The sequence below is a fragment of the Amycolatopsis sp. FU40 genome (genome assembly GCF_021903635.1).
In the GTDB taxonomy this organism is placed as follows: domain Bacteria; phylum Actinomycetota; class Actinomycetes; order Mycobacteriales; family Pseudonocardiaceae; genus Amycolatopsis; species Amycolatopsis dendrobii.
Genome location: NZ_CP091381.1, coordinates 5994674 through 6005520, shown reverse-complemented (window position 1 = coordinate 6005520; position 10847 = coordinate 5994674). Strand labels below are relative to the sequence as shown.

The 10847-nt window shown below is 68.8% G+C and carries 12 protein-coding genes; 7 read left to right on the top strand and 5 right to left on the bottom strand.

Features of this window, described 5'->3' with window-relative positions:
- The first annotated feature begins 47 nt into the window (after positions 1-47).
- The 4 genes from L3Q65_RS28100 to L3Q65_RS28085 all read left to right on the top strand — a co-directional run bounded on the left by L3Q65_RS28100 (position 48) and on the right by L3Q65_RS28085 (position 3787).
- Positions 48-1304, top strand: a complete 1257-nt coding sequence (locus L3Q65_RS28100; protein ID WP_237597098.1) for a HAMP domain-containing sensor histidine kinase — start codon at positions 48-50, stop codon at positions 1302-1304.
- A gap of 42 nt (positions 1305-1346) precedes the next feature.
- Positions 1347-2012: a response regulator transcription factor gene (locus tag L3Q65_RS28095; protein ID WP_182890167.1), complete on the top strand. Its 666-nt coding sequence runs from the start codon at positions 1347-1349 to the stop codon at positions 2010-2012.
- Between the two features lie 66 nt (positions 2013-2078).
- On the top strand, positions 2079-2594 hold the full coding sequence (locus L3Q65_RS28090) for a hypothetical protein (RefSeq protein ID WP_237597097.1): 516 nt from the start codon (positions 2079-2081) through the stop codon (positions 2592-2594).
- A 62-nt stretch (positions 2595-2656) separates the two neighbouring features.
- On the top strand, positions 2657-3787 hold the full coding sequence (locus tag L3Q65_RS28085) for a CdaR family transcriptional regulator (RefSeq protein ID WP_237597096.1): 1131 nt from the start codon (positions 2657-2659) through the stop codon (positions 3785-3787).
- Positions 3788-3831: 44 nt separating this feature from the next.
- On the opposite strand, the gene L3Q65_RS28080 is transcribed toward L3Q65_RS28085, so the two are convergent.
- The 3 genes from L3Q65_RS28080 to L3Q65_RS28070 form a co-directional block, all read right to left on the bottom strand.
- Entirely contained in the window at positions 3832-4320 is a 489-nt protein-coding gene (locus L3Q65_RS28080) for a hypothetical protein (protein ID WP_182890170.1), read from the bottom strand.
- Positions 4321-4436: 116 nt separating this feature from the next.
- The gene (locus L3Q65_RS28075) at positions 4437-6011 is read right to left on the bottom strand and encodes a multicopper oxidase family protein (RefSeq protein WP_237597095.1); all 1575 of its coding nucleotides are present in this window, start codon (positions 6009-6011) and stop codon (positions 4437-4439) included.
- Entirely contained in the window at positions 6008-6397 is a 390-nt protein-coding gene (locus L3Q65_RS28070; protein ID WP_182890172.1) for a hypothetical protein, read from the bottom strand. The genes L3Q65_RS28075 and L3Q65_RS28070 overlap by 4 nt, the downstream gene beginning before the upstream one ends.
- Positions 6398-6504: 107 nt before the next feature.
- Between L3Q65_RS28070 and L3Q65_RS28065 the strand changes: the two genes are divergently transcribed.
- The 3 genes from L3Q65_RS28065 to L3Q65_RS28055 all read left to right on the top strand — a co-directional run bounded on the left by L3Q65_RS28065 (position 6505) and on the right by L3Q65_RS28055 (position 9376).
- Entirely contained in the window at positions 6505-7413 is a 909-nt protein-coding gene (locus L3Q65_RS28065) for a LysR family transcriptional regulator (RefSeq protein WP_182890173.1), read from the top strand.
- Positions 7414-7892: 479 nt separating this feature from the next.
- On the top strand, positions 7893-8333 hold the full coding sequence (locus L3Q65_RS28060; RefSeq protein ID WP_220506784.1) for a MarR family winged helix-turn-helix transcriptional regulator: 441 nt from the start codon (positions 7893-7895) through the stop codon (positions 8331-8333).
- Positions 8334-8440: 107 nt separating this feature from the next.
- The gene (locus tag L3Q65_RS28055; RefSeq protein ID WP_182890174.1) at positions 8441-9376 is read left to right on the top strand and encodes a helix-turn-helix transcriptional regulator; all 936 of its coding nucleotides are present in this window, start codon (positions 8441-8443) and stop codon (positions 9374-9376) included.
- On the opposite strand, the gene L3Q65_RS28050 is transcribed toward L3Q65_RS28055, so the two are convergent.
- Both L3Q65_RS28050 and L3Q65_RS28045 read right to left on the bottom strand, forming a co-directional pair.
- Complete coding sequence (locus tag L3Q65_RS28050) at positions 9363-10151, bottom strand: hypothetical protein (RefSeq protein ID WP_182890175.1); 789 nt, start codon at positions 10149-10151, stop codon at positions 9363-9365. The two genes, L3Q65_RS28055 and L3Q65_RS28050, sit on opposite strands and share 14 nt — an antisense overlap.
- Positions 10152-10160: 9 nt before the next feature.
- On the bottom strand, positions 10161-10844 hold the full coding sequence (locus L3Q65_RS28045; RefSeq protein ID WP_182890176.1) for a papain-like cysteine protease family protein: 684 nt from the start codon (positions 10842-10844) through the stop codon (positions 10161-10163).
- Between the last annotated feature and the right edge of the window lie 3 nt (positions 10845-10847).

Here is a 10847-nt window from a genome sequence, read left to right as displayed (position 1 = left end):
GACGCGGCGATACAGGCCCGTTAAGCGATCTTGTTTATCCTCTCCTTATGCCCGGATCCGACAGACTGCCGGCAGCCACGACCTGGGAGGATCCCTTGGCCGAGAAGAGCGCAGGCCCGCGCCGGGGGCCGCTGCGGCTGTCCGTGCGGACCCGGCTCACCGCGCTGTACGGCGGGTTCTTCCTGCTGGCCGGAATCGTGCTGGTGGTGGTGACCTACATCGTCGTCAGCAACGAACTGCCCGCGCCCGCGCAATATCTCGGCGACGGGGCTTCGCTGAGGCTGGGCCAGGCGATGTCGGCCGATGCGCTTCCCGCTGACGCGACTTTCAGCGCGATCCCGGCGGATGCCGCTTCGGCTTCGGCGGAGCGGGTGGCCACGGCCGTGCTCACCGACTACCGCAGCTCGACAATGTCCACTTTGGTCCTCGCGTCGGCGATCGCGCTGCTGGTCACCGCGGCCCTGGCGTTGCTGTTCGGCTGGTTCATGGCCGGACGCGCGCTGCGGCCGTTGCACACGATCACCTCGACCGCGCGGCGGCTCGAGGCCGGGAAGCTCGACGAGCGGATCAACCTCGACGGCCCGCGCGACGAACTGAAGGAACTCGCCGACACTTTCGACAGCATGCTGGACCGTCTCGCCGGTTCATTCGACAGCCAGAAACGGTTTGTAGCCAATGCTTCACACGAGTTGCGCACGCCGCTCGCGGTGCAGCGGACGCTGATCGAAGTCGCGTTGGAAAATCCCGAAGCCGGGCCGGTGCTGACCAAGCTGGGCGCGCATTTGCTGCAGACCAACGAACGCAGCGAACGGCTGATCGAAGGATTGCTGGTGCTCGCGCGCAGCGATCGCGGCCTGAGCGCACGGGCACCGGTGCGACTGGACAAAGTGGTCCGTTCGGTAGTGAAACTCACTGCCGCGCAAGCGAAGGACGCCGGGGTGACGGTGGAGACCCGGCTGCGCGCGCGGACGGTCGTCGGCGATGCCGTGCTGCTCGAACGCCTGGTGCTGAACCTGGTGAGCAACGCGATCAGCTACAACGTCCCGGACGGCTGGGTGTCGATCGCCATCGGTGCGACACCCGCGCTGAGCGTGCGCAACTCCGGGTCTGATGTGGACGAAAGAACGGTCGCGGGCTTGTTCGAACCCTTCCGTCGGGGAAAGCCGGATCGCACCGGCGCGGGGGATCACTCCGGACTGGGATTGTCGATTGTGCGTTCCGTCGCCAGGGCACACGATGGGGACGTGGCCGCACGGGCGAATCCGAACGGTGGGTTGACCGTCGAGGTACGGCTGCCCGCTTGATCCTTATGCCGCCTTTATCGGCGTTCCGGGCATGATGATCGAATGCGGGTACTGATTGTCGAGGACGAACCGCTCCTGGCGGATTCGATCGCCGAGGGGCTGCGCCGCCATTCCATCGCGGTGGATGTCTGCTACGACGGCGGCGAGGCTCTCGAACGCGTCGCCGTGCACGCGTACGACGTCGTCGTCCTGGACCGGGACCTGCCGACCGTCCATGGCGACGAGGTCTGCGCGGCAATAGTCGACGCGGGCGGCGAGACCCGGGTTCTCATGCTCACCTCGGCCGCCGACGTCACCGACCGCATCGAAGGCCTGAACCTCGGCGCGGACGACTACCTGACCAAGCCGTTCGTCTTCGCGGAACTGGTCGCCCGGGTGCACGCGCTGGCCCGCCGGGCGCGTCCGGCCCTGCCGCCAGTGCTGGAAGCGGCCGGTTTGGTCCTGGATCTGCCCCGGCACCAGGCGTCCCGTGACGGCCGCTTCCTGCCGCTGTCACCGAAGGAGTTCGCGGTGCTGGAGGTGCTGATGCGTGCCGACGGGACGGTGGTGAGTGCGGAGCAGTTGCTGGAAAAGGCGTGGGACGAGCACGCCGACCCGTTCACCAACACAGTGCGGGTCACGGTGATGACGCTGCGGCGGAAGCTGGGGGCGCCGCCGGTGATCGAGACGGTCGCCGGGGCCGGGTATCGGCTGGCTGCACCCGCCTGAGCATTTCGGGACCAGTCCCGCCCGAGCTGGATTAGCTTGACCGCCTCGGTGGCGGAGGAGGGTTTGGTGGCGCAGCGGACTAAGCGGATACCGGCTGGGGTAGTGCTCGCGATCGGGTTCGCGGTGCTGCTGGCCGTGCGTGAGACGGCGTTCTTGATCTGGCCGATCGAGAAAGTGCTTTCCGTCTCGCCGGGCAGCCGGTGGGACGCGATCGACGCGCTGTCGCTGACCATGGGGTACGTGCCGGCGGACGACGGGACCATGTCGGTCAGCATGCTCAGCGGTTTGGTCAGCCAGGTCTTCTGCGGAATCTGCTGTTTGGCCGGTGCGATGCTGCTGACGTTGCGCGTCCCGCTCGGCCGGACCTTCGTTCTTCTTGGCGCGGGCAGCAGGCTGCTGATCGTCGTGGTCGCCTTTGCCGCGGCGTCCGTCCGGGTCGACGGCAGCCGCGTGCTCGACGGGTGGCACCAGGATCCCCTTCTCGTCGTGGCATTCGTCCTCTTCGTGGACTGGCTGCTGCCGCTGCTGGTGTGCGCCTTCGCGACCGGCCGCCGCGTCAGGTTGTGGGTCTGGACGAAGTAGCTCCGGCGAGCCGCGCTCAGCCGCTATGCTGGGCGGCACCTCGCCGTCAGGAAACCGTCGCCATGCGTAGCGGAGAAACCAGGGCTGTTCTGGAACGGCTGCTGCCCCGGGTGCTGACCGGCGTCCAGCACGAGCTGAACGCCACGATGGCCGTGCACGGGCCGGGGGCGCTCGCGCTGATCCCGCGTTCGGTCGAGCTCATCCGGTTCGGCGCGGACCTCGCCTTCGACTGTGCACGGGAAGACCAGCTCATCGGCCAGGAAACCCTTTCCCCGTACGAAAAGTTCGGCCATGTCGTCGCCGACGGCGGGTTTTCCGCGGATTCGCTGCGGCTGGGCGTCACCACGAGCTACACCGCCGCGATGCGCATCGCGCTCGCCGAAGCGTCGGTGAGCGATCGGGCGACTCTGATGCCGCTGGTCATGTGGTCGGCTCAGCTGGGGCCGCTGGTCGAGGACACCGAACTGGGCGCGTTCTTCCACTGGCATCAGCAACGGGCGGAAACCGGCCGGTACCGGGAACAGGTGGTCCGCAGCCTGCTGAGCGGTTCGGCCGCCGGGGTGGGCACGCGGGCACCGGCTCATCTGGTCGCGTTGGTGTCGCCCGCGGTCTCGCGCGGTGACCCGGCGGGCAAACTGGCCCGGCTTGAACGGACTCTTCTCGACAGCGGTGCATTAGTGCTGGCGCGCAAGCAGTTCGTTGTTCTGCTGCATCCCTTGCCCGCGTTCGACGGGCCGGGAGTGCGGGTGCCGGAACACGTATCGGCTCTCGACTCGCTCGGGCCGGGCGTCCACGTGGCGCTGGCCAAGGGCAGCACGCAAGGACTTCTCGGGGCTTTCCGGGAAGCGATGACGGTCTGGCAGCTCGTGCGCAGCCGCGGCTACCCAGCCGGGTTCTACGACTTGTCGCACGTGCTGACCGACCGGCTGGTTTCGGGCGAACCGGATATCGCGACGAGACTGCACGGCATTCTCGCGCCGCTGGCCGATTCGCCGGTACTTCTGGATACCTTGCGCGCCTGGGTGCTCGGGAACGCTGACCGGCGGCGGGTGGCCGCCGCGCTCCACGTCCACCCCAACACTCTCGACCGCAGGCTCCGGCACATCGAGCAGCGCACCGGGCTGTCGGTGAGCCGCTATCACGACCTGCATCTGCTGCATCTGGCTCTCGCCGCGCTGTCTGTCCGCCCATGACGCCGGGTGCCGCGGCCGTCGGCGCCCGGCGTCCGGTCTTCCGGTCAGGGCCGGAAGAAACCGCTGACGTAGTTGCAGGTCACCTGCACGGAATTGTTCCGGGTGCAGTTCCCGCCCGCGGGGCTCGCGATGGTCACGACGCCGCCGGTGCGGTTGGCGATCGTGGCGGTGGCCAGCACTTCCACCGGAATGCCCTTCGGCACCGACACCGACTTGTTGCCGGGCGAGGTCGTGAAGAGCAACTGCGTGAACGCGCTGGGGTTGGTGCCGAAGGCCAGTGTGCCGAACCCGGTCGTCAACCGGGAGGACAGGGAGATTTGCGCCGGAGCGGAACAAAAGACGCCGAGCGACCAGAACACGTTCGGCGGGGAACCGGGGAATTCGGAGAAATTCACCTGCAGCGGACCGGAATTGCAGGTCACCGAAGCCGCCGCCGGTCTGGGCGAGGCCGTCGCGGCGGTCTGGCCGGTGAGCGCCAGTACCGCGGAAAGGCCCAGCGCCACGCCGGCCAGCCGGCCTGCGGAATTCGCCATTGCCGCACCTCCAGGAAGGAAGGGAAATCGTGCGGCCAGCGTAGGAATGCGCCCGCACGAGGTCACGGTGACGGGAACACCCAACCGCCGGGGTACGCGGTGACGGCACCACCTTCCTAGCCGGTCTTGAACGTGGCCATCATCCCCATGTCCTCGTGCTCGGCATTGTGGCAATGGAACATGTACCGCCCGCGATACCCGTCGAACCGCGCGATCACCTCCACCGCTTCGCCGGGCTGAAGGTCCACAGTGTCCTTCCGGCCCGCGTCGTGCGGGGCGGGGTCCTTGCCGCCGCGGGAAAGTATCTGGAAGTGCACCAGGTGCAGGTGGATCGGATGGTGCAGATCCGCGACGAAGCGCCAGATCTCGACGTCGCCGAGTTTCGGCTCAGCCGCGATCTTCGTCGGAGTGAAGGCTTCGCCGCCGATGGTCCAGCCGTGCCTGCCGTTGAACTGTCCACTTCGGAACGCGAACTCGCGTGTCACTGTCGCTTGTGCTCGGCCGAGACGCTCCACTTCGGACAGTTTTGCCGGAACGCGGCTGTCGTCCTTCGCCCGGCGAGTGACGCGGAAACGCATTACCTGTGCGGTGGTACCGGTTCCGAGGCGGTTGACCAGCGTCACCTCGGCGCCGACCGGGTAGGCGCCGAAGTCGACCACCGTGTCGTATCGTTCGGCGGGCGCGATCGGCAGGTGTTCGTGGCCGCGCGGTGCGTCCAGCAGACCCTGATCCGAGCCGATCTGCGTGAACGCGGGCCCGCTCGGCGGCGGTGGGTTGAGGGCGAGGTCGTACCGGCGGGCGTTGGAACCGTTGAGGAATCGCAGGCGGTACCGGGTCGCCGACACCTCCGCGACCGGCCACGGCGCGCCGTTCACCAGCAGTACGTCGCCGAGAACTCCTGCTGCGTAAGCAGCTTCGACTCCGGGAACGGTTCGCAGCGAAGGATCCAGCGACGGGTATCGCATCGATCCGTCTTCGGCGAACGCACGGTCGGTGATCATCAGCGGGATCTCTCGCTCGCCGCGCGGCAGCGGGAGAGCGTCTTCCTCGTCGTCGCGGACGATGTGCAGTCCGGCGAGTCCGCGGTATACGGCCGGGCCGGTGAAATCCATCCGGTGGTCGTGATACCAGAGCATCGCGGCCTTCTGCCGCAACGGATACGTGTACTCGCGGGTGCCGGTGGTCACGACGGCGTCCGGGTCGGCCATCCCCGAGTGCCCGTGCCCGGCACCGGCGAGATACCGGCCGTCGGCGGGCAGGACGAGGTCGGTGGCGTAGCCGTCGGACTCCGGCGGCGTGCGTCCGCCGTGCAGGTGCACGACGGTCGGGACCGGAAGTTCGTTGCGGTGCGCGACGATCGTGGTCCGGCCGCTGCGGGACTCGATCGTCGGTCCGGGGAACGTGCCTTGGTAGCCCCAGATCGGGGTACGCAGTCCGGGCAGGATTTCCGCGGTGCTCGCCCGCTGCACGATCTCGTACCGGTCGACGCCGCCGTCGCGAGAGACCGGTTTCAGCGCCGATGGCAATGGCAGCGGAACCTGAAACGGTTGCGGCAGCGGCACTTCGCTGGTCAGCAGCTCGCCGGTGGCGGCAGCCGGGCGGAACAGCCGCGGGGTGACGAACCCGGCCGTGAGCACCACTCCGGCACCGCCCGCCAGCCCGAGAAACCGGCGGCGCGACATCCCGCTCATCGCCGCGCCCCGGTCCGCCAGATGCCGAACAGCGTCCCGAGCGCGATCGCGACCAGTGCGACGCCGAGCGGAATGTGCAGGTCAAGAGCACCGGCCTGGCCGGCGAAGTACTGCGCGGTCTCGCCGCCGGCCAGCAGCAGGCTCGCCCAGAACGGCCACTGGACCCCGCCTCGCCACCAGTACAGCGCGGCAGGCACGAGCTGCACCAGCGCGACCGTCGACACGATGTTCGCGCCGAGTTCGTGCATCGCGAGCATGCCGTAATCGCCGATCAGATACCGTCCGGCGAACACTGGCTGACCCAGGATCGCGACGGCGTGCACCGTCACGACGACCCGCGTCACCACCAGCAACGTCCGCCCGCGTGTCAGGGCCGCTTCGGCCACCGTTCCCCCTAGTGCGCGTAAGAATTCCCCCGTTCCGACGCTAAGCTGAAGTTCTCATGCCGTCCAAGACCAAAATCGCCATGTACTCATGACCTCGGAGCTATGAGATGGACCTGCTTCAGCTGCGTTACTTCCAGGCGGTCGCCTACCGCGGCCACCTCAGCCAGGCAGCGGCCGAACTGCACATCGCGCAGCCGTCGCTGAGCCGGGCGATCGCGCGGCTGGAGGCGGATCTCGGCGTGCCGCTGTTCGAACGGGCCGGGCGGGGACTGCGGCTCAACCACTTCGGCACGACGTTCCTGCGCCGCGTCGACCGGGCCCTGCGCGAGCTCGACGACGCCCGCCAGGAACTCGTCGACCTGGCCGGTCTGGACCACGGCCGGGTCGCCGTCGCGTCGGAAACGCTGCTCACGCTGACCGGCCTGATGAGCGCCTTCCGCACGGAGTACCCCGGCATCGAGCTGCGGCTGTACCAATCTTCGGCGGAAACCATGGCGCAGCAGTTGTGCGCGGGCGAGGTGGACCTGTGCTTCGCCTCGCAGCCGCTGCGGCAACCCGGTCTCCAGGCGCGGGAACTGCTGCGCGAGGAGGTGATTCTCGCCGTGCCCAGCACGCATCGCCTCGCGCGGCGCAAACGCGTGCGGATGGCGGACCTCGCGAACGAGCCCATGGTGACCACCCGTCCCGGCTACTGGCCGCGCGCCCTTGCCGACCGCCTCTTCGCCGAGGCCGGGTTGGCGCCGAACTACTCCTGCGAGAGCGACGAACCCGGCGCGACCGGCCAGCTGATCGCGAGCGGGCTGGGGATCGGCCTGGTCCCGGAGGTGGCCCGACGGGCCGCCAAGGACGAGGCGGCCGTCGGGCTGGAGCTGGACGCTCCGGGTTGTCATCGGACCTTGACGGTGGTGCAGCGGGCGGACGCCTACCTTTCCGCTGCGGCACAACGCCTTACGGAGTTCGCGGTTGCCTACTTCAGCACTGGCAGGTACCGGACCGCGGTCGAGAGCGCGGGCTGAATCCGCCCGTGCACGCTTGGAAGAACCCGAACAACGGCCGTAACGCGTGTTCCAGCACGAGGCCGTGATGGTCCCGCCGCCGGTCGCGGCCAGCAGGACGGGTTTGTCGGCTGGCGCGTACTGGCCGACCGGATCGAAGAACTGCTTGAACATGCCTGGTACGAACCGCGGAACACCGGCGTCGCCGCGATCAGCAGGTCAGCTTCTTCCGCTCGATCGACTCGCGCGCCCGCTGGTGCGGCGAGGGGAGGGCCCCGGAAACCGGGTCCCGGGTGAGTTCGGCGAACGTCAGGATGCCGATTTCGAACGGCCGCGGTCCGGCGGTCGGGGATTCTGCGGTTCAGCCATCGTCGGTGCTTTTTTCCTGCACCCGGCCGCATGCCGCGGACGAGCCTGTCCGGATTAACCTGTCTGTGCAGACAATGATGTCCGGTGAAGGCCGTGCTCACCCGGTTGCCGGGCCCGGTTACCGTGTCGGCATGGCGAGCGACGGTCTGCGAGACCTGGAACAGGAGGCGTGGAGCGGGTTCCTCTTCACGCACGAGCGGCTGTGGCGCGCGCTGGCGGACGGGCTCGCGCCGCTGAACGTGAGCATGGCGGAGTACGGCGTGCTGGCCCTGTTGGCCGAGGCGGGCGACGCGGGCATGCGGATGACCGACCTCGCGCAGCGCCGCCTGATGTCCACTGGCGGCTTCACCCGGCTGGCCGACCGCCTCGTCAGCCGCGGGCTGATCGCGCGCCGCCAATCGGAGGTGGACGCCCGCAGCTTCGACGCGGTGCTGACCGCGCAGGGGCGCGCGCTGATGCGCAAAGCCCGTCGGCGCCATCACGAGGACCTGCGGACGCTCTTCTTCGACCGGCTGGACGACGAGCAGCTGCGCCAACTGGGCGCGGTCTGGCGCGATCTCGGGGACGGCTGAGTCCGCACAAGCGGGGGGATTTGTCCGATTCTCGACCATGGACGGTTGTTGGCCGGTCACGAACTGCTCATGCTGAACAGCTATTCGGCACGAGCAGGGGAAGCCAGATGCAGCAGCAGAGCTTGGCGGTCCGGTGGTCGGCGCGAACAGTCCGGTCCGGCCCGTTTCACCGCGCATTGTCCGAGGCCGTCGACCGGCGCGGGTTGTCCCTTTCGCGACTCCGCGCGCATCTCGCCGCGCACGGGGTTTCGGTCGCCGAGTCCACGCTGAGCTACTGGCAGCGCGGGCTGCGCAGTCCGTCCGCGCCCCGGTCGCTCGATGTCGTGCGCGCTCTGGAGTCGGTGCTGAACCTGCCGCCGGACAGTCTGGTCGTGCTGATCGGACCGCACCGGACCGCGGACGCCGACCGCAGGCCCTCGCTGCCGGAACTCCAGCAGAGCTGGGCGGAGACCTTCGCACTGCGCGACGAGCTGAGCGGAACGCCCGGCGTCGAGGAGAACGCGGATCTGGACGTCGCGACGGTGGTCGACGTGCTGACCCTCGGACCGCAAGGCCGGACCGCGGAGATCTCGTCGACCATGGTGGTGCGCGCCCGAAGATCCGGGCCGGACAGCTTCCTGGTGACGCACCAGGACGAGGAGGGCAGCGACGTCACGGCGACCGAGATCATCGCGGTCGACGGCTGCCGGGTCGGACGGGTGCGCCGCAGCACGCGGTCGGCGGGAATGGTGTTCGAGCTGCTCTTCGACCGGGGCCTCGCCGAGGGGGAGACGCACACGTTCGGGTTCACGCTGCGTCCCGCCGCCTCGGTCCGGCCGGGGAATTTCCATCGGGTCGTACGCTCCCGCATGTCGGCTTACCTGCTGCGGCTGCGCTTCGACCCGTCCGCGCTGCCCGCGCGCTGCCTGCGGACCATCCGGCCGAGGGAAGACCTGGAACTGCTGGTCCGCGAGCCGCTGTTCTGCGGGCCGGGGAACACGGTCAGCGCCTATTTCGAGGAACTCGGCGTAGGCATCGCCGGGGTCGATCTCATTTGGGACTGATCCGCCGTTTCGTCCAGCGCCACACCAGGAACGCTCCGCCGAGCACCACCGCGGAACCGAACACGATCAGCGCGACGACCAGCGAACCGGCCGGTCCGGTGTCGCGCTGCTGGAGGACGGTCTGCTTGAACCCGATTCCGCCGCCGCGCTGGTAATCCGAACCGGGCTGTTTGTCGGCGTACCGGGAACGCACCTGCTGCTGGTACTCGGCGATCGGCGTGAACTGGCCGACCGGGGACTGCGGGAGACTGGCCTGCAACAGCACGACGCCGTCGCGGCCGAGGTCGTACCATCCGTTGATCTGAGGCTCGTTCAGCAGCACCGACCCCGGGCGCAGCCGGGCGCTGAGCGCCTCCTCGTCGTTGCCGGACAACACGTTCCCGACCGACCAGCCGGTCGGCGCGGTGTGGTCGGGCGCGGCGCGGAGGGTGGCTTTCGCGCCGGTGGCCGCGGTAGCCGTCACCGCGATCGCCCGCAGTACCCCGGCGGGGGCTCCCGGCTTCGCGGAGACGAAGTCGGGATTGAGCGTGTAGACCGGGAAACCCTTGTGCTCAAGGGTGATCCGGCCCGGATCGGCGTGCCCGACCTGCCGGAAGTTCGACTTGGCGAAACTGATCGCGCGTGCCGTTTCCGCGGCTTTGACCGCGGCCGCGACGTCCTGCTCCGACGGCGGCGCGACCCACGAGGCCCCGGCGGCCTCGGCGGGACCGGCGGACAGGAGCGCCGCGACCGCGATCGCCGCGCCGGCGGCGAACTTCCGGCAGATCTCACCCATGGCGGCTCGTCAGCCCTTCTTGATGTTGACGATGGTGTCGTTCCAGGTGAACTGGGCGTTGCTGCGGTAGGAGTTGTAGTCCCAGGTCTGGTACCGCTCGTAGCTCGGCCACGGGTCGCCGACCATCAGCGACTGGTTCGAGCTGTCGTATCCGTAGATCACCTCGGCGTGCCCGCCGCCGGAGGTCCAGTAGATGCCGGTCAGGTTCAGGATTCCGGAGTTGACCTGGTTCTGGATCGACGAGTAGCTGATCGGCCCGTTCGCGTCCTGCGCGGAGAACCCGGTGCCCTGGAAGCCTTGCACGATCTCGTAGATCTGGCCGCCCTCGTTCGGGCAGTACCCGGACTGGGTGCCCTTGCCCGCCGCGCAGAAATCGGCCTGCGAGGCGGTGCCGCCCTGGGACTGCTCGATGCTGGAGCCGTCCGCCGCCCAGCACCACTGGTCGTTTTCCTGCACCTGCTGGTTGTATTCGAGCTGCTTCGACGCCGGCAGCGCCGCGGCGCGCATGCTGCCGCCGACCGGTTGGATCTCGCGCACCTGGGTGTGCGTGGCGGTCTTGATGAGGCCGTTCGGCTGGTGCGCGTCGTTGGCCGACTGGGCCAGCGCGGTGCCCGGCAGCAGCGCCACGGCAAGCGCGGCTGCCCCGGTCGCCACCGTAATCCGGACTGTCCGCCGGGTGGGTCGGTAATCCATCGA